The organism is Verrucomicrobiota bacterium, from assembly GCA_034440155.1.
Lineage (GTDB): Bacteria > Verrucomicrobiota > Verrucomicrobiia > JAWXBN01 > JAWXBN01 > JAWXBN01.
Genome location: JAWXBN010000060.1, coordinates 24,437 through 44,561, shown reverse-complemented (window position 1 = coordinate 44,561; position 20,125 = coordinate 24,437). Strand labels below are relative to the sequence as shown.

The 20,125-nt window shown below is 50.2% G+C and carries 21 protein-coding genes; 6 read left to right on the top strand and 15 right to left on the bottom strand.

Features of this window, described 5'->3' with window-relative positions; all coding sequences use genetic code 11:
• Nucleotides 1-103 precede the first annotated feature (103 nt).
• From SGI98_06460 to SGI98_06400, 13 genes are all read right to left on the bottom strand, one after another.
• On the bottom strand, nt 104-748 hold the full coding sequence (locus tag SGI98_06460) for an amino acid permease (GenBank protein ID MDZ4743046.1): 645 nt from the start codon (nt 746-748) through the stop codon (nt 104-106).
• Nucleotides 749-868: 120 nt separating this feature from the next.
• Entirely contained in the window at nt 869-1,306 is a 438-nt protein-coding gene (locus SGI98_06455; protein ID MDZ4743045.1) for a hypothetical protein, read from the bottom strand.
• A gap of 18 nt (nt 1,307-1,324) precedes the next feature.
• Nucleotides 1,325-1,768 carry a pyridoxamine 5'-phosphate oxidase family protein gene (locus SGI98_06450; GenBank protein MDZ4743044.1) on the bottom strand — a complete coding sequence of 148 codons (444 nt, stop codon included), beginning with the start codon at nt 1,766-1,768 and terminating at the stop codon, nt 1,325-1,327.
• 91 nt (nt 1,769-1,859) lie between these two features.
• Nucleotides 1,860-3,155: an ATP-binding protein gene (locus SGI98_06445; GenBank protein ID MDZ4743043.1), complete on the bottom strand. Its 1,296-nt coding sequence runs from the start codon at nt 3,153-3,155 to the stop codon at nt 1,860-1,862.
• Entirely contained in the window at nt 3,127-3,810 is a 684-nt protein-coding gene (locus SGI98_06440) for a response regulator (protein ID MDZ4743042.1), read from the bottom strand. Before SGI98_06440 ends, SGI98_06445 begins: the two co-directional genes overlap by 29 nt.
• A 49-nt stretch (nt 3,811-3,859) precedes the next feature.
• Nucleotides 3,860-4,846 carry a lysophospholipid acyltransferase family protein gene (locus SGI98_06435; GenBank protein ID MDZ4743041.1) on the bottom strand — a complete coding sequence of 329 codons (987 nt, stop codon included), beginning with the start codon at nt 4,844-4,846 and terminating at the stop codon, nt 3,860-3,862.
• Nucleotides 4,847-4,882: 36 nt separating this feature from the next.
• A complete protein-coding gene (locus tag SGI98_06430) occupies nt 4,883-5,530 on the bottom strand; it encodes a ThuA domain-containing protein (GenBank protein ID MDZ4743040.1) in 648 nt (215 codons plus the stop codon).
• Between the two features lie 207 nt (nt 5,531-5,737).
• Nucleotides 5,738-6,055 (bottom strand): metal-sulfur cluster assembly factor, encoded by a 318-nt coding sequence (locus SGI98_06425; GenBank protein ID MDZ4743039.1) that lies wholly within the window; start codon nt 6,053-6,055, stop codon nt 5,738-5,740.
• A gap of 41 nt (nt 6,056-6,096) precedes the next feature.
• Nucleotides 6,097-7,158, bottom strand: a complete 1,062-nt coding sequence (locus tag SGI98_06420) for an Mrp/NBP35 family ATP-binding protein (protein ID MDZ4743038.1) — start codon at nt 7,156-7,158, stop codon at nt 6,097-6,099.
• A 19-nt stretch (nt 7,159-7,177) separates the two neighbouring features.
• The gene (locus SGI98_06415; GenBank protein ID MDZ4743037.1) at nt 7,178-8,383 is read right to left on the bottom strand and encodes a cysteine desulfurase family protein; all 1,206 of its coding nucleotides are present in this window, start codon (nt 8,381-8,383) and stop codon (nt 7,178-7,180) included.
• A gap of 37 nt (nt 8,384-8,420) precedes the next feature.
• A complete protein-coding gene (locus tag SGI98_06410; protein MDZ4743036.1) occupies nt 8,421-8,861 on the bottom strand; it encodes an Rrf2 family transcriptional regulator in 441 nt (146 codons plus the stop codon).
• Between the two features lie 288 nt (nt 8,862-9,149).
• Nucleotides 9,150-10,550, bottom strand: coding sequence for a DNA recombination protein RmuC (gene rmuC / locus SGI98_06405; protein MDZ4743035.1), 1,401 nt, complete (start codon nt 10,548-10,550; stop codon nt 9,150-9,152).
• A 9-nt stretch (nt 10,551-10,559) separates the two neighbouring features.
• A complete protein-coding gene (locus tag SGI98_06400; GenBank protein ID MDZ4743034.1) occupies nt 10,560-10,694 on the bottom strand; it encodes a hypothetical protein in 135 nt (44 codons plus the stop codon).
• Nucleotides 10,695-10,729: 35 nt separating this feature from the next.
• Between SGI98_06400 and SGI98_06395 the strand changes: the two genes are divergently transcribed.
• On the top strand, nt 10,730-10,993 hold the full coding sequence (locus SGI98_06395) for a hypothetical protein (protein MDZ4743033.1): 264 nt from the start codon (nt 10,730-10,732) through the stop codon (nt 10,991-10,993).
• Nucleotides 10,994-11,247: 254 nt separating this feature from the next.
• Nucleotides 11,248-12,627 carry a glucose-6-phosphate dehydrogenase gene (zwf, locus tag SGI98_06390; protein MDZ4743032.1) on the top strand — a complete coding sequence of 460 codons (1,380 nt, stop codon included), beginning with the start codon at nt 11,248-11,250 and terminating at the stop codon, nt 12,625-12,627.
• Between the two features lie 57 nt (nt 12,628-12,684).
• On the opposite strand, the gene SGI98_06385 is transcribed toward zwf, so the two are convergent.
• The gene (locus SGI98_06385) at nt 12,685-13,536 is read right to left on the bottom strand and encodes a S1-like domain-containing RNA-binding protein (protein ID MDZ4743031.1); all 852 of its coding nucleotides are present in this window, start codon (nt 13,534-13,536) and stop codon (nt 12,685-12,687) included.
• Nucleotides 13,537-13,639: 103 nt separating this feature from the next.
• Between SGI98_06385 and SGI98_06380 the strand changes: the two genes are divergently transcribed.
• Both SGI98_06380 and SGI98_06375 read left to right on the top strand, forming a co-directional pair.
• A complete protein-coding gene (locus SGI98_06380) occupies nt 13,640-14,305 on the top strand; it encodes an HAD family hydrolase (protein MDZ4743030.1) in 666 nt (221 codons plus the stop codon).
• Between the two features lie 44 nt (nt 14,306-14,349).
• Nucleotides 14,350-16,251 carry a S9 family peptidase gene (locus SGI98_06375; GenBank protein MDZ4743029.1) on the top strand — a complete coding sequence of 634 codons (1,902 nt, stop codon included), beginning with the start codon at nt 14,350-14,352 and terminating at the stop codon, nt 16,249-16,251.
• 39 nt (nt 16,252-16,290) lie between these two features.
• Here the strand turns inward: SGI98_06375 and SGI98_06370 are convergent, their stop codons facing one another.
• The gene (locus tag SGI98_06370) at nt 16,291-16,977 is read right to left on the bottom strand and encodes an ROK family protein (protein ID MDZ4743028.1); all 687 of its coding nucleotides are present in this window, start codon (nt 16,975-16,977) and stop codon (nt 16,291-16,293) included.
• A gap of 705 nt (nt 16,978-17,682) precedes the next feature.
• On the opposite strand from SGI98_06370, the gene SGI98_06365 reads away from it, so the two are divergent.
• Both SGI98_06365 and sufB read left to right on the top strand, forming a co-directional pair.
• A complete protein-coding gene (locus SGI98_06365; GenBank protein ID MDZ4743027.1) occupies nt 17,683-17,940 on the top strand; it encodes a DUF1778 domain-containing protein in 258 nt (85 codons plus the stop codon).
• Between the two features lie 711 nt (nt 17,941-18,651).
• Entirely contained in the window at nt 18,652-20,097 is a 1,446-nt protein-coding gene (gene sufB / locus SGI98_06360) for a Fe-S cluster assembly protein SufB (protein ID MDZ4743026.1), read from the top strand.
• Nucleotides 20,098-20,125 lie beyond the last annotated feature (28 nt).

Here is a 20,125-nt window from a genome sequence, read left to right as displayed (position 1 = left end):
TCAAATACATCAGCCCATATTAACGGCTTTTATCCGCATTGAATAGGGGGTAGGTCGCCACTACACGCCCTTTTCAAAAATGCCTCCCCTCAACATCAACCACTTACAAAATATTATCCCCAAAATTCACCCCAAAAAAACCGTTTTTCACCGCCAGTAGCGGAAGTCGGGCTAAAATCATTCCTGCAAAAAGCATCCAATTATGGAGGATTCCCCCTTGGGGCTTTTGGAGGTGGTCAAAGGTAATATGGGGAACCCCGAAAATCAAAAGGACAATAATGAGCACGACTGTCGGGAAAGCCAAATAAATGGCGAGATTCCCGGTAAATTTCGGCCCATAGGCATTCATGATCCCGATGATTATAATGGCAAAGATGGCAATTCGCCGGGCATCTTCGGAGGGAAAACCAAAGTAGTGGAATGCCTCCAAGCAACTCAATGAAGCAGTGACCACAAAATCAGCCGTCAGTAGCAAGGCCCCTAAGACGGCTAGTTTCTGTGAATGCACCCGTGCGGCGGAATAAACCCCTCCCCCGTTGGGAAAACATTTACAGACCCATATATAATTAATGCCCACGATGGCTGTCAGCAGGACTACCGCCAAAAGATGGGGTAAAGCCGCATATCCAGCCAAAGCAAACCCGATACCGATAACATAGGCCTTACTGGTACCCCAATCACCATAAAGCAAGGCCGCTGCACGTACCCAGCCGACATTCCTTGGACGCTTGATTGAGGTGAATTCCATAATAATGGGCCCGGTACACCGTGAGTCCTAAAAAATCACGCGCCAATGGGAGAGTTAATCAATAGCAAATTGCGCGCGAGCGACAAACCTGATTTTTATCGCATGAGACTAGTCTAGGCATTACTCAAAACCTGAATCTTTGGGCGGATGGTGGAAAGGCGGGATTTGATCGACCTTGATGACTTGCAGGGGAATGCGGGCAATGATATGTTTATCCATACTGACATCGACGGAATATTGTCCCGCTTGGTCGATCTTGAATTGCTGGAGATTCAGCACAAAATTCTGGCTCAGGAAAAATACATTTTCGGGTAGTTGAATATTGATCTCACCCTCGATAGGAGGGACAAGATTACGTCCATCATCATCGATCATCTGGATCTTCATATTATGTTTGCCCGCATCGACATCACGGAAGACAACCCTGATGGCTACTGAACAAAATGGATGGACTGCGGGGAATTGCCGAGCCCAAATCGTGTCGAAAGCCCCTAAAACACAAAGTTTCCCGCCATAATCGGCAGCACTATCACATAATACAGCGGTTTGAACATCCATAAATCTCCCGGAAGGTTATCATGCCAGATCAGAAACCGCAACCTCTACAAAGATATTTTCCGTGGGGACCCGGTATTCGACACTTTTAACTTTTGTCTCAATAATCTTGAATCCGACCCCACGATCCTGAAAACGAAGGAAATAAGAGCGGCTTTTGTCAGGAATATCATTCCATGCTTTTTTAATTTCCGCAGCGTCTTCCATAATCCGGGCGACCCCTTTGAAATAAACGACGTGGAATAATTGTTCATCCGCGACCATCCACTCCACTTGTGGATTTTGCTCGATATATTTGACCTTGCGGCCTTCGGGTGAGGAAATAGCGACGATTGTCTGGTAATCTTCGGCATAAACGGTGCCCATCCAGGATGAATGAGGGCGGCCAAAGGGATCAACACAACTGAGTACCCCCAAATGATGTCCACTTGTGAGTTTTCGAACCACTTTCCTGATTTCGCTCAAACTATGTGCTTGGATATTATTCAAAGAAAAATCTCTCCTATCATTTAGTTTTATCATCTCACATTTTACAGAAATACGTCCAGACTATTTTCTAGGAACGAGGTATTGTAAAAGAGAAAGCAGCTCCTTTACCGTATGTACTCTCCACCCAGATACGTCCTTTGTGGTTTTCGATAATATGTTTGGCAATACTTAACCCCAGGCCTGTCCCCCCCGAGTCGTTAGAACGGGATTTGTCCACTCGGTAAAAGCGCTCAAAAAGGTGCTCCATACTTTCTTTGGGAATGCCGGGCCCGTTATCGGAGATGGAAAATAGGAAATCCCGGTCATTAACCGTTGTTTCAATCCTGATTTCCCCGCCATCAGGGGAATATTTAATCGCATTATCCACGAGGTTAAAAATCACCCTTTCAATCAAATTTGAATCCACTTTCCATTCGATATTCCCGGGATTAGCCTTTGAAAAGATATTGATTTTTTTGCGGTCTGTCAGGGAATGAAAAGATTGGATCACCCGCAGGAGTATGGGCTGTACCTTGACCATTTCTAGACGGATATCCAAACGGCCTGATTCGATTCGCGAAAGCTCGAGCATGTCTTCAATTAGTACGGCAAGGCGTTCGGTGTGTTTTTGCATGATCCCGATGAATTTCCGGGCGGTTTTAGGTTCATCGATAGCCCCGTCTGCGAGGGTTTCGACATAACCTTTGATAATTGATAACGGGGTCCGTAACTCGTGGGAGGCATTGGTCACAAATTCTTTCCGGACATTCTCTAACCGCCGAATCTTGGTGATATCGTGGAAGACAAAGACGACGCCTTTAAACTGGTCACCCTCCCCTTGGAGCTTGAGGGCATTAAGCTCGAAAAATAATTCCTGCCCGTGGCCCATAGTGATTTCCTCGCCCAAAACCTTTCCGACTTTTGAAGCTTTCTGGAAGACATCATAGATCGCGTGGTTACGCAAGGCCTCCATGAGGCTTTGTCCCTTGGGGTCATTGCCGAGCCCAAACAGGCGGACTAATTGCTCATTGGCCAACCGGATTTTCCCGAATGAATCAACGACCATGACACCTTCAGTCATGGAGTCGAGGATACCCCGTAAATTAGAAACCTCTACAGAACATTGGTTCCGGAGCCGGATGAGTTGACCCTTGATTTCATCGACATAACCGGCCGCTTCGAGGTGTATTTTACTATCCGGGCGTGGTACGGAAATATTCATATTTCCAAGGGAAAGATCCTTGATAGCACTGAGCAAATTTATCCATCGGGCTTGTTTACGGCTGTAATACCAATAAAACGCCGCCCACATTAGAAGAACCAAGATGATAAAAGTAATCCAACTCATGGCCGTACTATACAGGATCCAGGATCCGATAGCCAACACCTCTTGTCGTCTCGATTAATTTTGCGTTTTTGCCGAGTTTTTTGCGTAAACGCCTGACATGGGTGTCCACTGTCCGTGTATCGATCGCTGAGGAGTAATCCCAAACGTCTTGCAGGAGGCGGTCCCGGCTCTGAACTCGGCCTTTTCTCTCGATTAAAAGGCTCAAGAGCTTGAATTCCGTAGCGGTTAAAACAATGGCTTTCCCCTTGATAAAAACCTCGTGCCTCGCGCGATCTAGGGTGATTTCACCGACAATGAGGGTGTCTTCTATCTTTTCTGATCCCCTTCTCTTAAGAATGGATTTCGCCCGCAAAACCAATTCCCTCGGACTAAAAGGTTTCGTAATATAATCGTCCGCACCCAGTTCCAATCCCAGGATTTTATCCACCGTCTCGCCTTTAGCCGTGAGCATGACCACAGGGATCGAGGAGGTTAATGGGTCTTTTTTAAGGAACTTGCAAACTTCCGTCCCGTCCATACCGGGCATCATCACATCGAGAATAATCAGGGATGGAACATGCTCTTTGGCCATTTGCAGGGCGGAATTTCCATCACCAGCAGTGACCACAGAAAATCCTGCCCCTTTTAAATTAAACGATACAAGATCTACAACATCCGGCTCATCATCAACAATCAATATCTTCTGTGACATAATGAGCATCTATACACTCCGACCCTCCAACCAGCAAGAACTACGCACGTTACGATTCCGTGACTTTCTGCCACTCATGCAATATTTTGGAGTACTTTGAATAAGCGGGGTAACCATGAAGTTCTTGTGTCGGGCGGAATTTCCAGCGTTTGTAACTCCATAACCAACGGTGGGGAGCTTGACGGATAAACTCTTCAAAAATCGATATATAAGTTTCCGTAATCACACGGATGGTCTGGTCTTTTGTTTCCTGTTCTGTCCATTGGATTTCCGGACCGAAAACCGTGAGATATTTTCCCCTCTCCTCACACCAATATGTCCGGGAAACTAATAATGCCGCCCCCGTCCGGAGAGCCAGTAATGCAGGCAATGGATTTGCATGGACCAGCTTCCCGAAAAGCTCGGCCGCAATCGGTCCTTCCCATTCATTCAGGTTCAGATCAACGAGTAACCCGAGGGGTTCGCCCCGTTTCAGTGCCTTAAAAATTTTTACCGCCGCATTTTTGCGGTAGACCAAGCGGTGTCCGCAACGCACACGCACTTCGTTAAAGAGTTCATTGACTTTGAGATTACGGAGTTCCTGCACGACAACATGGGATGGGTATCCATAAAAACCAAATCCCAAGCTCATCCACTCATAATTACCGTAGTGCATCCCGAGGAAAATCACCCCTTTGCCACGTGCGGCGAGTTTTTCATAAAGCTCCAGGCTGCCTTCCTCATAGTCCATGTATTTCCGGATATTTGATGCCTTGAGATTCCGGCACCATAACGAGTCGATAATGACCTGGGCAAATTGCTCGAATCCTTTCCGGGCAATTTGCTCACGCTGGGCAGGCGTCATGGATGGCCCGAATGCCAGCTCCAGATTCGTCAATGCGATTTTCCTGTCTTTATGATCAACGAGATAAGCCAAGCTCCCCAGCAGGCGGGAAAGGGGATAAACCGCAAAACGAGGAATCAGCGGCACCAGCAAAAAAGCAATGCGGAATCCTGCCACTTCGAGCTGCCGCCTGAATGTCAACCATTGACTCATTACGATAGACTAGGAACAATTCGAAAAAAAGAAAAACTATTTCGCCGCCCAGAGCAATCCACGACGGACGATTTCTTTAGCTTCAACCCCTTCAAAATCTTTCGGGTCATGACCCCAGGAAGCGTAGAAGACACGCCCCTGGCCGTACATCCTTTTCCACACTGTCGGCATCACGAGCTGGCCTCCACCGGGGACCTCGTGTCCGGCAAATGTTAATGTCGCCAAAACCACATTACTCGGATCGACATGCATGTAGTAACGTTCAGTCTCCAGCCTAAAGTCATTCATCCCCGCAGTGATCGGATCTGTGCGATCGGTAATATGAACGATATGGCTGACGACATTACCCGGGTGACCGACAAATTGCCCACCCACCATCATTTGGTAATCGGAATTATTCCTGAAAGAGTCCCCCATACCGCCATGCACGCCTCCTAAGCCGACCCCAGAATTTACCGCGGCACTCAAGCCCGCAAATTGCTCTCCAGTAATCTCGCCCATCGTCCACATCGGAACGATCAGACTTAATCCCGCTAATTTATCTTTATCCAGAAAAGAATCTAGTGAGTCGGAGACCTCCACTGAAAACCCTTCCGCCTTCAGCAGGGTTTCAAAAAGTCGTGCACATTCTTTGGGTTTGTGCCCATCCCAACCGCCCCAGACAATCAAAGCTTTTTTGCTCATATTCCATTCAACAAAAACATTTACGGTACCACTGTCCACCCTAATCAAATGATGCTCACCTGATGGCGTAGGATTCTAACCCTTTTTGCCGATGAATTTGAAGATTTGCCCTTCGGACAAGGCTTGGTCATAAATCCTGACTTCATCGATTCTTTTGCTGATTAGTCGAGAACTATCGTCACCATGGAGACGTGTGGATTAACGTGACTAAACCATCCCGAGTTTTTTGCGGCCGTCAGCTGTGATCATGGACTGATTCCAAGCAGGATCCCAGACGATGTCGATTTCGCAGGATTCTACCCCCTCGACAGCCATCACCTTAGATTGCGCGTCATTGGAGATGGAAGGGCCCATGTGACAACCGGGAGTCGTCAGGGACATTTTTACCCGGACATCATTACCTTCCAAGACCACATCATAAACCAATCCCAGATCGACAATATTAACCGGGATCTCCGGATCAAAACAATTTTTGAGGGCGGTGTAAATTTGTTCCACAGTGATTTTTGATTCTTTTTTAGTCATATTCTTTTGCTCCGGTTAAATTCTTAGCTTACTGATTAATTTTATTTTTTCACCTGCTCCAAATCGGTCCACACATTCCGCGCAATTTGCATAAAACAATTTGCGTGTTCACTCTCGGGTTGTCCAAAGACAACGGGGATTCCTTTATCCCCGCCTTCACGGATCGCGATGTCCAGGGGGACTTCCCCGAGGAAGGGGACATTCATTTTAGCGGCCTGCAATTTGCCCCCGCCATGGGAGAAAATTTCTTCCCGGTTCCCGCATTTTGGACAATGGTAGTAGCTCATATTCTCCACGATCCCGAGAATCGGTACATTTGTTTTATGAAACATAGCCACACCTTTTTTCGCATCCAGCAAGGCAATATCCTGTGGGGTCGTGACAATCACCGCTCCACTCAGGGCGACCGTCTGGACGATCGTCAGCTGGATATCCCCGGTGCCGGGAGGAAAATCGAGGACCAATACATCGAGATCACCCCAGCGGGTTTGTTTCAAAAGCTGCTGGGTGTACCGTGTCACGATGGGGCCGCGCAAAATCGCCGGGGCATCCGCTTCTAAAAGGAACCCCATCGACATGAGGCGTATCCCGAATTGAACCACCGGTTCGATCGTCTGGTCTTCATTTGCATGGGGACGTTCAGCCGTCCCGAACATCAGGCCCATGCTCGGGCCGTAGATATCACAGTCGAGCAAACCCGTTTTCAGATTCATCTTCCGGAAGGCCGATGCCAAGTTCGCGGCGACGGTGGATTTACCCACCCCTCCTTTTCCACTCGCGACAGCGATAATATATTTTATCCCGGGAATACTCTGGGAATGGCCCGCGACCGGTTGAGCCGGTGCTTGGGCCGCATTTTTCTGTGAAATACGGATTTCAAATTTCGGTCCGAGCTTTGAAAGGGCTTCACCAGCACCTTTGACGATTTGTCCGATTAAATCCTGGTCTGTCGTCGTGACCTCCAGCAAAACGCCGTAGGGTTCCTGCTCCACCGAGACACCTTTGAGCAGGCCAAATGATACAATGTCCCGGCTGAATCCGGGATACTTAACCTGCGAAAGGACTTCGCGGATTTTTTCGAGGGTGATTTCTGGTGATGACATAAGCCTCCAAAATAGACGCTCACGGGGGATTATGCAACTTCACTTCGCCGGAAATTCTCCAACGCGGGGAAAGTGAACGGACCCGTTCCACCGCCTTGGCAAAGACCGCCGCCGCCGGGGCAATTTGCGCGGGTGTATTGGTGATTCCAAAACTCATTAATACCGTTCCACGTGCAGAATCCTCGGATAACCCGATCTCTTGGAGAGTGTGCGGGATTTTTTCGGTCCGGCTCACACAGGCGCTGCCCCCCGCGATTTGGAGTCCGAAACGGTCACAAACCAGTATTAACTCCTCCGCATCCACTCCAGCCACCGATAGACTCAGCGAATTACCCGCGCGCAAATCGTCCCCAATCGGTGGCCCGTTTAACTTGATTCCCGGGATCGGGGCGATCTGCTCCAGAAAAAGCTTTTGGAGTTCCCGAGGGTTACGGATAAATTTTTCAGGATGATCTCGGATGAATCCCGCCGCTAGGCCCGCCCCGTGGATTGCCGGAATATTCTCGTGCCCGGCACGGAGTTCATGCTCTTGATTCCCCCCGTGAATAAGAGGGGTCAAAGGGATATGCCTCTTTTTGACGAGGACCCCGACACCTTTTGGCCCGTGGAAACGATGCGGGCTCAGTGTGACAAAATCGGCCGGACATCCGGCCAGATTCAAATCCCTCCATCCCCCGCCATAAGTCGCATCGATTAAAACTGGCACATGAGCACTATGCGCCATCTGCACAAGCTCATCGACCGGTTGGAGTGTGCCTAGGTCGTGGTTAACCAAATGCGTCACCACCAGCACGGTGTCCGCGCAAATCATCCGGCGCAATTCAACCGGATCAACAAAACCTTGGGGATCCACGGGCAATTTGCGTGTCCGGAATCCGAGACTTTCAAGAAAACGCATGGATTGGATAATCGAAGGATGGTCTGTGGCGGTGTAAACGAGGCACGCATCCTTTTTCGAAGAAGAAAATGCGCGGCCCTTTATCACGAGGTTATTAGCTTCTGAACCGTTACCGGTAAAAATCACCTCATAAGAATCATCTGCACCGACTAATGCGCAAAATTGTTTACGGGCTTCTTCCAAAGCTTCCCGGGCGGCATTCCCCCCTGTGTGGGGACTCCACGGGCTGGAGAATGCGGGAGAAAAAAAACGCCCCATACTGGTGAGGATCTGGGGCAAAATTTCTGTGGACGATAAATGATCAAAATAAATCGGTGCAGGGGTCATTGATCACTCTTCCTCCTGCACAAATGCGGCTTTAGAATTAACGCTGGATCGAATAAATGTCATTGCCATAAGGAGTACGTTGCTGGATAAGATCAGCAAGAGTCCTGCGGTTAAAGACATCGACGACAGCAGCCTGAGCCTCGGCCAAGACACCCGACAGGGCGCAAGACTCGAATTTCTGACAGTCAGGAAAATCTTCGAGACAACGTTGGAGGGCTATTTTGCCTTCGATCGCCTCGATAACATTCAAGACTGATACATCATCAGGTTTACGTGTGAGTGCAAAACCACCACCTGCTCCCTGCCGGGAACGAATGATGCCGGACTTTGTCAGACTCTGGAATATTTTTGCAAGGAAGCTTTTTGGGACTCCTTCGCTTTCACAGATTTCGTCGATCATGACCAATCGCCCTTCGGGTTGACGGGCGAGATAGATGACTCCGAGTATACCGTATTCTACGGCTTGTGTTATTTTCATAGGGTTGACTCCGAAATGAGGTTACACCCCTCTATTAACCATGTCAATCTAAACGGGGTAAATGGTGGTATATTTACCGTTAAAGATTCGAAATCATCGCTTCAGCGCTATTATAATTAAAAATTTTTTATAGACGATTGATTATTCGTTATCATTTCCACCCCCTGAGCCTACTGGTGAGGCTTCTTTTTTTGATCTCTCTAATTTTTCTCGGGGCCTTGTTCCCTTGATATCTTCTGTCAGCCCATGACTATACTCATTCTGTCACTCCTCTACCCTGATGGCCAATTACAATAAATCTTCACGCACCTGTTTGGGGTGTTTCTCGATCTGAGTGAGTTCCGCAACGTCTTCGCCGTCCTTGGTAATGCCGAGTTCCTTAAACTTGCGGACGCTGGGGTAATAGCTGCGTTCGAGAGAACCCACCGCGTCGTTGTACTTGCCGACAGCTTGGCCGAGCTCCTTGCCCACGTCGGCAAAATGTTTTGTGAGGGTGCCGATGCGGGAGTAAAGCTCTTTGCCCAGCTCGGAAATGTGGCGGGCATTTTCGGCGATTTTCTCTTGGCGCCAACCGTAATGGACCGCTTTCAAGAGGGCGATCAAAGTCGTGGGTGTGGCAAGGATGACTTTACTCTCCAAGGCTCCGGACTCCAGTAACTGGGGGTCTTGCTCGAGGGCGGCACTGAAAAACGACTCCCCGGGTAAGAAAAGCACGACGAATTCCGGAGTCGGTGCAAATTGCTCATAATAGGATTTACTCCCGAGTTGGCGCATGTGTGTGCGGATTTGGGCGACATGCTCGCGCAGTTTGAGCAAACGGGTGGGTTCATCCTTGGCTTCGACAGCCTCTAGATAAGCGGCCAACGGGGTTTTGGCATCCACAATGATATTGCGGCCATTGGGCAAGCGCACAATCATATCGGGCCGGAGTCGGCCCTCCTCGGTATTCACATTTTCCTGGGTCTGGAAATCGCAGTATTCGACCATGCCCGCGACCTCGACGACACGTTTAAGCTGGAGCTCGCCCCAGCGCCCGCGCACATCGGGTTTCCGCAAAGCGGTCACGAGATTGCCCGTTTGCTCATGGAGCTTGGTCTGTGTATCAGCTAATTGGGCGACCTGCTGGCGCAGTCCTTCGTAAGCCCCGACACGGTCTTTTTCGAGGGATTGGATTTTTTCATCAAATTTCGATAAGGTCTCCCGCACAGGGGTAATCATCTGGACAATGGCTTCCTGCCGTTTTTCGAGGTCGCCCTTGGCGGATTCTCGGAAGGACTCCATCGTCTGCTTGGCAAGGTCGAGAAATGACTGGTTGTTTTTCTGGAGGGCCTCCGAGGAAAGCGCCTTAAATGCATCGGATAATTTCGTCTGGGCCTCATTAAGCAGGGCGATTTGGCCGGTGGAACGTTGCCGTTCATTTTCGAGCTGGATCGTGAGCTGTCCTATTTCCACTTGGGTTTGAGCAAGTCGCGCAGCTGTCCGGGAATGAGCTTGTTTCTCCCCGGCAAATTGCTCTTGATCCCGGGCGATTTGTGCGGCGCGTTCCTGGAGCTGGGCGGCCAGTGTAGCGATTTGCGCCTGTAAAGCCGACGAGGCCTCGGCCAGTGCGGTTTGTGTGCGTCCCCGCAGGATCAGCCACGTCATGACCACCCCTATCACTAACCCGATAATGCCGACAATAATTTCCATTGCCCCCGATTAAACCACACCGCCTGCAACTTGCCAGTGGGAATTTTCAAGAATCCTCGACAAGCTCCCAGCCTGTCCGCCCAAGACATGCCGCCTCATCCAAACATTCCTCCGCGCAATTTGCGCGGTTGAACCAGTTGACACGGAATCTACTGGTCTTTGATGGGCTGTGTTGATAAATGATAGTCACGTCTGACCACAGGGATTCATCTTGGGTAAAAGCACTCATTGCCGGACGTATCATCATACGAAAGCGGCTGGGCCATGTCCTGACAGCACGGGACAAACGCCTTGCCCGTGACCTGTCTAACGACATTGCGCTGACCCCACGTTTATTAGGACAGGCCGTTGCCTCTCTCGCCGTTCAAAAAGGAGTTTACGGGAAAATCATGGGCGAAAACCCGCTAGAGGCAACGGTGCCCCAGTCACTGCGTTGGAATTGACTCATCTCGCTTTTTTACTCACTCCATCCTACTCGGGCAAAAAATTTACCTGCCCTGTCCGCTTCGACGATGAACCCGAAATATTTCCTGATTCATAAGCCATCACGATCCTCCGGTGATGCATCGACCGGATAATTGAAACGTAACACCAAAATAAATTGACATCAAAAAACTCCTCGGCGATCATCAAATACAAATTCCGTCCGAATCACATTAAAATCAATCTAACTAACCCTATTCCAAAGGCCTTCTTTATGCCCCTCATATCCTCCGATGCTCTTGTCTTCTTCGGTGCCACTGGTGACTTGGCTTATAAAAAAATATTCCCCTCTCTCCAAGCCATGGTCAAACGGGGACACCTGAATATCCCGGTCATCGGTGTCGCCAAGGCCGGATGGGATCTCGACCAGCTCAAAGCTCGGGCAAAAGACAGCCTCGAAAAACACGGGGGCCTCGACCCGGCAGCCTTTGCAAAACTCTCCTCCCTCCTGGGTTATGTGGACGGGGACTATAATGATCCCGCTACATTCCAGACTTTACGCGCTGCGCTGGGTAAATCATCCCGGCCCGCGCATTACCTCGCTATTCCCCCGGTACTTTTCGCAACGGTCGTCGAGCAGCTGGGTAAATCGGGCTGTGCCCCAAAAGGAGCCCGTGTGATTGTCGAAAAACCTTTCGGCACTGATCTCGCCTCGGCGCGTGAACTCAATAAAACTCTCTTGGGTAATTTTGAGGAACAAGACATCTTCCGCATCGACCATTACCTCGGCAAGGGGCCCGTCCAGAATATGGTCTTCTGCCGTTTTGCTAATACCTTGATGGAATCTTTCTGGAACCGCGAACATATCAAGAGTGTCCAAATCACCATGGCCGAGGATTTCGGCGTGCAAGGCCGGGGCGCTTTCTACGACCGGACCGGCACGATCAAGGACGTGATCCAAAACCACATGTTCCAGCTCATGGCCAATATCGCGATGGAACCCCCAGTACGCGACGACAGTGAGTCCATCCGTGATGAAAAAGTCAAAGTCCTAAAAGCCATTAAATCCCTCGGCCCCCAAGACATCCTCCGTGGCCAATTTAACGGTTACCTCCAAGAGCCCGGGGTCGCCGCCGACTCGACAACGGAAACATTTGGCGCGATGCGGCTGAATATCGATTCTTGGCGTTGGCACGGGGTTCCTTTTTATATCCGGGCCGGGAAATGTCTTCCTGTGACCTGCACGGAAATCGTCGTCACCCTCCACCAAGCCCCCAGTATGTACCATGGCTTTAACCTCAAACCCAATATCGTACGTTTCCGTATCAGCCCGGATGTGATTATCGCTTTCGGGATGAATATCCTGAATCCCCTGAAAGACAAAGCCAGTGAATACACCGAAATCATCCAAAACCACCACCCGACAGCCGAAGAAGAAGATGCTTATGAGCGTGTCTTGGGAGAGGCCATCGCAGGGGACGCGACCCTTTTTGCTCGTGAAGATTATGTCGAGGAGGCCTGGCGCATTGTGGACCCGGCATTAAAAGCAAACACCGCGGTTCATCCTTATGAACCCGGCACATGGGGCCCTACGGAAGGCGGGCATATCATGCCCCCGGGCGGTTGGGATAACCCTGCCAAACCCGCTTGTTAGTAGGCAAATCGTGTGTATGGGCACATTCTGGAAGGGGGGGGGGCCAAAAGTCCCTCGTTATTTTTTACTATCCTGATCCAGCAGGCGGATACCTTGGTTTTCAAAAATAATGATGCGCTCCTTGTAAAGGGCACCGAGGGCTTGTTTGAAAGTTTTTTTACTGACACCGAAACGTTCCCGGATGTCTTCCGGTGGGGTTTTATCATCCAGCTCCAAACGCCCGCGGTTCCTCTTGAGGGCGAGGAGGATCAAATCACGCAGGGGCATGACTTTCTGGTAGCCGGATTCATCGAGCCGGAGATCGACTTTCCCGTCAGGCCGCACGGACTGGATAAATCCTTTGAGTTTCTGCCCGACTTTGAGAGGGCCGGACAAATGGTCGTTAAAAAGTAACCCCGTGTATTGATTCTCGATAATCGCACTGTATCCAAGCGGGGTCGGGTTCGTCACCAAGAGGTTAACCGCCTGGCCTTGTGTATAAGGGGGCGGGGTCTGGCTGAGATGCTTTTTTAGGCGCATCGTCCCGACCAAGCGGGAGGATTGGATATCTTGATAGATATAGACGACGACGGTCTGCCCTTCACGGAGCGGGCCGAGCTGTTCGCGAAAGGGTAAGAGCAAATCCTTGGGCAAACCCCATTCCAAAAACGCACCGATATTGCGGTTAATCCCCGCCACTCGCAGGGCGGCAAATTCCCCGACTGTGGCAAATGGTTTCTCGGTGGTCGCGACCAGGCGATCCTCTGAGTCGAGATAAACAAAGACATCGATGTCATCACCTTCACGCAAATCGCGCGGGATATATTTTCCGGGCAGCAGGATATCCCCGCCATGACCGTCATCTAAATACATACCGGGAGAAGTGTCACGGAGCACTCTGAGTTTATTCCATTTTCCAATGATCGCCATAAGCCCCAGATCATAGGCGTAAAAACGGTTTAAATACCATTGAAATCATTCCTTCCCACGATAAAGTCGAGTCTTGAGGGAAACTATTTTTTTAGGGGGCATCATGATTACGACACTCATCTACGATTATGACGGGACATTGATGGATTCCCTACCCACCGTCGTCCACGGGACAAATGTGGTCCTGCACAAATACGGGGTCCTCCCGCAGACTCCCGCACAGATCGTGGAGCAAATGAGATGGCCCACTGCACAGCGCATGGGTATGGCCGCCGGGATCAATGACGGTGATACCTCGGAGCAGATGGCTACTGAGTTTTATCAAACCATCGACCTCATGGTGGAAAATGAACCCGGCCTCTTCCGACCCTACGCAGGAGTGACACCCCTGCTGCGGGAAATGAACTCCCTTAAATTCCGACAATGTATCCTGAGTAATAACAAAGGCTCTCTGATCCGCAAAGTCATCCATCACCTCGGTCTGGGCCCGTATTTCGAGACGATTACCGGGGAAGAAGATATGCCCGCCCCGAAACCCGATCCCCGGGGACTCACCAAGGCCGCCTCACCCGGCACTACTGAATCCGTCTATATCGGGGACAGTCCTGTCGATGCATTAACCGCCAAAAATGCCGGGATGCGCAGTATCGGGGTGACTTGGGGTATTCATTCCCGCAAGGAACTGGAAACAAACTGTATTCCCACCTTTGACCTCCTCGTCGATAGCCCCACAGAAATACTCGCCGTGATCCGGGATTGGGAAAAATAGGAGAGCAACTTGCCCTTGGGTCGTGTGTTAAAATCCGTTCCTCTATGCATTTACGCAATCTCATCACCTGCTTCAGCCTTTTACTGGCCGCCACGGCCTGTTCCCCCCAGAAAAATACCACCCCAAAACCGCCTATGATCCCGCTTAAAGATTTTTTCCGTAACCCCGAAAAAGCCGCTTTCCAAATCTCCCCAAGCGGTCAATACATCTCTTATCTCGCACCTTGGGAAAACCGGATGAATGTTTTTGTCCGGAAAACCTCCGGGGGCGAGGCGACCCGTGTCACCGACCTCAAAGACCGGGATATATCCTCCTATTTCTGGAAAGGGGATCGGATCATTTATTCCCGCGATTTCGGCGGTGACGAGAATTTCCATCTTTTTTCGGCGAATCCTGACGGCTCAGGGGCCAAAGACCTCACTCCTTTCGATAAAGTCCGCGCTGGCATGGTGGATAACCTCGAGGATATTAGTGACACCGATGTCTTGATCGGGATGAATAAACGTAACCCCGAAGTCTTCGACGTTTACCGGCTGGATATCCAGTCGGGCAAGATGAATATGGTCGCGGAAAATCCGGGTAATATCGGCAATTGGATCACCGACCATGAAGGAAAAATCCGGATGGCGACCACCACCGACGGGGTCAATACCAGTTTACTCTACCGCCCTAATGAAAAGGCACCTTTCAAAACCGTCCTGACGACGAATTTCCGCGAGGGCATTTCCCCCCAGTTTTTCACCTTTGATAACCAATTCGTTTATGCGGCCTCAAATCTCGGGCGTGATAAATCCGCCATAGTCAAAATCGATCCGGCCACCGGTAAAGAGCTCGAAGTCCTTTATGAAGACCCCGACGTGGATGTCGAGAGCCTGCATTATTCCCGTAAACGCAAGGTACTCACGACGATCACCTTCGAAAAAGAAAAGGTGAACCGCAAATTCCTCGACCCAGTCATTGAGAAAATCTTTACCCGCCTACAAACCCTCCTCCCCGGTGTCGAAGTCCAGATTACCGGCACCGATGATGCTGAAAACCTTTTTATCGTCCGGGCCACCAGTGACACACTGCGCGGCATTTATTACCTCTATAACGTCCAGACCGATAAACTCGAGGAGCTCGCTAATGCCTGTCCTTGGCTGAACCCCGCCGACCTCACCGAGATGAAACCCGTCTCTTACAAATCCCGCGACGGCCTCACGATCCATGGTTATTTAACCCTGCCCAAAGGCCGCCCGGCAAAAAATCTCCCTGTCGTGATAAATCCCCACGGGGGCCCTTGGCACCGGGATAGCTGGGGATACAATCCCGAAGTCCAATTCCTCGCCAACCGGGGTTACGCCATTTTTCAGGTTAATTTCCGGGGCTCGACAGGTTATGGCCGGAAATTCTGGGAAGCCTCATTCAAACAATGGGGCCTAAAAATGCAGGACGACGTCACTGACGGCGTGCATTGGCTCATCGATCAAGGTATCGCTGACCCTAAAAGAGTCGGTATTTACGGGGGTAGCTACGGCGGATATGCGGTTCTCGCCGGACTGGCTTTCACCCCTGATCTTTATGCCTGCGGTGTCGATTATGTGGGTGTCTCGAATCTCCTCACCTTCATGAAAACTATCCCCCCCTACTGGAAACCTTATCTGGAAATGATGTATGAACAAGTCGGCCATCCCGAGAAGGAAACCGATATGCTAAAGGCCGCCTCCCCGGTTTTCCACGCGGATAAAATCAAAGCCCCCCTCCTCGTTGTCCAAGGTGCCAAAGATCCCCGTGTAAATATCGCGGAATCAAACCAGATCGTCGAGGCCCTCCGCAAACGGGGCGTCGAAGTCGAGTACCTCGTGAAGGACGATGAAGGACACGGTTTCCATAATGAAGAAAATCGTATGGAGTTCTACGCCACGATGGAGAGATTCCTCGCCAAACACCTCCATCCCGACAAGTAGAAAAAGCCTATTTTTCCCCACCCCCGCATGAGCCATTGTTTAATGGGTGAATCGGTGGGTGCTTGGACGGTTGTAAGCTTTCATCCATAGGCGGAATCCGCCTAGAAAAGCATTTTCATTCCCGCCCAACCGGGCTCCATCGGGGATTTTTTCCACCAGCCTCGCATTACCTCCCCCGAGGACGATGTAATCAGCTTGGAATGCATTTTTCAGAATAGTCACGATTTCGGCAAGGTGTTTGAGCCATTTCTTTTTGCCATCCTTCTCTAGGGCAGGCACACCCAAAAACTCCTCGTATGTCCTGTCATTGCGGTAGGGCAAATGGGCTAACTCCATCGGTTCAAGAACCCCTTCCACAATCAAAGCCGACCCCAGCCCGGTGCCTAACCCTAAGAAAAGCATCCGTCCACCCTGGTAACTGCCGAGGGCTTGCATGGCCGCATCATTAATGATTTTGACCGGGCGCCCAAAAGCACTTTTATAGTTAAACCCGACCCAGCCTTTGGCGAGGTTATGCGGCTCCTTCAGCGGTAACCCCTGCACCACCGGGCCCGGGTAACCGATCGAGACAACATCATATTTCCAGTCAGCGGTGGCATTCATGATTTCAGTGACCATTTTTTGGGCAGTCATTTTAGGGCCGGAAGGTATCTTAATCGGCCCCCTCCTCCCAGTTGCAAGCGCTTTGACATGAGTACCACCGACATCGATTACGAGGGTTTTCATAAGGATAAGAAAGTTAAGGTTAGTTTACTCCGGGAAATTGTGATTCACACTTGTATGACTCGAAACAATTTGCCCCGAAAACATTTCGAAATCAACCCGGAATTATCTTTTCCTTCCAGAAAAAAAGCAATTTGCTTAACCCCGCGGGCCGGGACGCCCTCCGCCTGTTTCGGATTATCCTCCAATAAATCTAGCCCCGGATTTTTGAGGAGATTGACTTCCCCCGCACATAAAACCGAAGTAAAACAGGTCACCAGTATAAGAATAAAAAAGTTTTTCATGAGTTTACACCTTCCCTCTTTCACCCCTCAAATCTCCCCTCCCCCCTGTTAAACGATTATGTTTACCAACAACAAAATTGTTAAGGACGTGTAAAAGGGCTTTGGAAGAAAATCGCATTGGAAAGCCCCGAGCAAATTCCTTTCCGAGGGAGGATAAGTTCTTTTAAATCACCCGAGGATGTTGAGATTAGACAAACACTTATCCTCTTTCAGGAAATATCTGACCACAGTGATATTGTGGACGGGGATGGTGATGCCTTTTTTGCAAGCGCAGGTTTTACCGACGGGACCACAGGTCATCCACTGGTCACTTTTAATTGTCGTCAGTGCTCACTTTTAATCGTCGTTGACCAGACGTGCAAGATCCTTGCGGGGTTCGGCCTGAAAGGTTTACCATAGCATCCATCTGGACAATATTGATGGTATGAGCCGTCTCACCATTGAAATCGACCCAGAGCAGCGCCGGAAAATCAAGACTTTGGCCACTTTTTCCGGGATGACATTAAAAGAGTTTATCTTGGAGAAAACCCTGCCGCCCAAACCAGCCGCTCAGGACACCACCGAAAAACTGATAAGTTCCCCAAGGAACGCTGCCCGCCTTCGGAAGGCACTGACTACCCCTGATTCAAAAAATCGGGCATTTGAATCCATCGAAGATCTCAAGAATGCACTTGGAATTTAAGCCCCAAGCCAGAGGACATTATGACGATTGACCTACGATTTATTACGGGATAGGAGCAGGCAGCGATTTGAGATATCTTTCCAGAAAATTTCTCCGGCAGGCAAGCAGGGCCGCTCGCCTTACACGCGGAAACCGGAAAAACTTTGCGTCCTTTGCGGACTTCCCGAGAAACTTATTTTTTCTGGAGTTTAGTCCCTGCGTGTTGCAGGCGGGCGCCCGTGCCACCGTTTTTTGACAAATGCCCCGAGGGCCGTTCGTGGCCTGCATGGCCCCATCGGGCGGGGACGCCCTCGGGGGATGCACGCGGGGACGCATGAGCTCCCCGACCCTCGGCAAGCAGGGCCGCTTGCCCTACAGAATTAGTTTGGCCGACACGTCCCCCCATCTTTTGTGCCTTTCGTGATCTTCGTGGTGAATAGCTTTGGCGAGTCATGAAGAAGGTGGGGGAAACTTGTATCCGCTCCGGTATCAAAACTGATGAGTCGACCCGGGTGGGCGAATTCCCCTGAAAAAACGCCTTGTTTTTGAGATTTGTCTCATTATGATGATGTATTATTGAGACTGGTCAAGGTTTTCTTGAAGCCTATTGAGATTAAGTCTCTTATTAAGACTAAAATAGTCTTGTTTGACAAGACCCTGTGAGTGAGTATATTCGGAATAGGATTAATTTTATCCGCTTTAAACGGGCGGCCTAACCATAAGCTAGATTTTATGAGCGATTCCAGCAGTACAATTGAGCAATTTGTTTCCCAAGAGTATAAGTACGGGTTTGAAACCCTGATCGATGCCGATACCCTGCCGCCGGGGATCAATGAGGATGTCGTCATCGCCATTTCGAAAAAGAAGAATGAACCCGATTGGCTGACGCAATGGCGTTTGAAGGCTTACCGCCACTGGCTCACGATGGAGCCACCCGCATGGCCAAATGTTACTTACCCCCCGATCAATTATCAGGACATCATCTATTATTCCGCGCCGAAACAAGCCAAGGACGCGCCCAAAAGCCTGGATGAAGTCGATCCGAAACTCCTCGAAACTTATAAGAAACTCGGGATTCCCCTCAAGGAACAGGAGCGCCTCGCCGGGGTCGCCGTGGATGTGGTATTCGATAGTGTCTCGGTGCATACGACCTTTAAAAAACAACTGGCCGACAAAGGCGTGATCTTTTCCTCATTCTCCGAGGCGTGTCATGAGCATCCCGACCTGATTAAAAAATATCTGGGAACCGTGGTGCCCTATACGGATAACTACTATGCCGCGCTGAACTCCGCGGTTTATTCCGACGGTTCATTTGTCTTTATCCCCAAAGGGGTTCGTTGTCCGATGGAGTTATCGACCTATTTCCGGATCAATGCCAAAAATACCGGGCAATTTGAACGGACCCTGATCGTGGCGGAAGAAGGGGCTTATGTCAGTTATCTCGAGGGCTGTACCGCCCCGATGCGCGACGAGAACCAGCTCCATGCGGCCGTCGTCGAGCTCATCGCCATGGATAATGCGGAGATAAAATATAGCACAGTGCAGAACTGGTACCCGGGCGACGAGCAAGGTAAGGGAGGCATTTATAATTTCGTGACCAAACGCGGAAAATGCATGAGGAACTCCAAAATCTCCTGGACCCAAGTCGAGACGGGTTCCTCCATCACCTGGAAATATCCGAGTGTCATCTTGCAAGGGGACAATGCCATTGGCGAATTTTACTCCGTCGCATTGACGAATAATATGCAGCAAGCCGATACCGGCACAAAAATGATTCATATCGGAAAAAACACACGGAGTACGATCATCTCCAAAGGAATCTCCGCAGGCCGTGGACAGAATAGCTACCGTGGGCAGGTCAAAGTGCTCAAGGGAGCAGACGGCGCACGGAATTTCTCCCAGTGTGACTCCCTCCTGATCGGTGACCGTTGCGGTGCCCATACCTTTCCATACATCGACGTACAAAATCCCACCGCACAGGTCGAGCATGAGGCGACCACCTCCAAAATCGGTGAAGACCAGATTTTTTACCTGAACCAACGCGGACTCACGACTCAAGACGCGGTGAATATGATCGTGAATGGTTATTGTAAGGAAGTCTTCCGGCAGCTCCCGATGGAATTCGCCGTCGAAGCCCAAAAACTCCTCGGCATCAGCCTCGAGGGCAGTGTGGGATAAGGCGGACAATCCCCGGAATTTTTTAAAT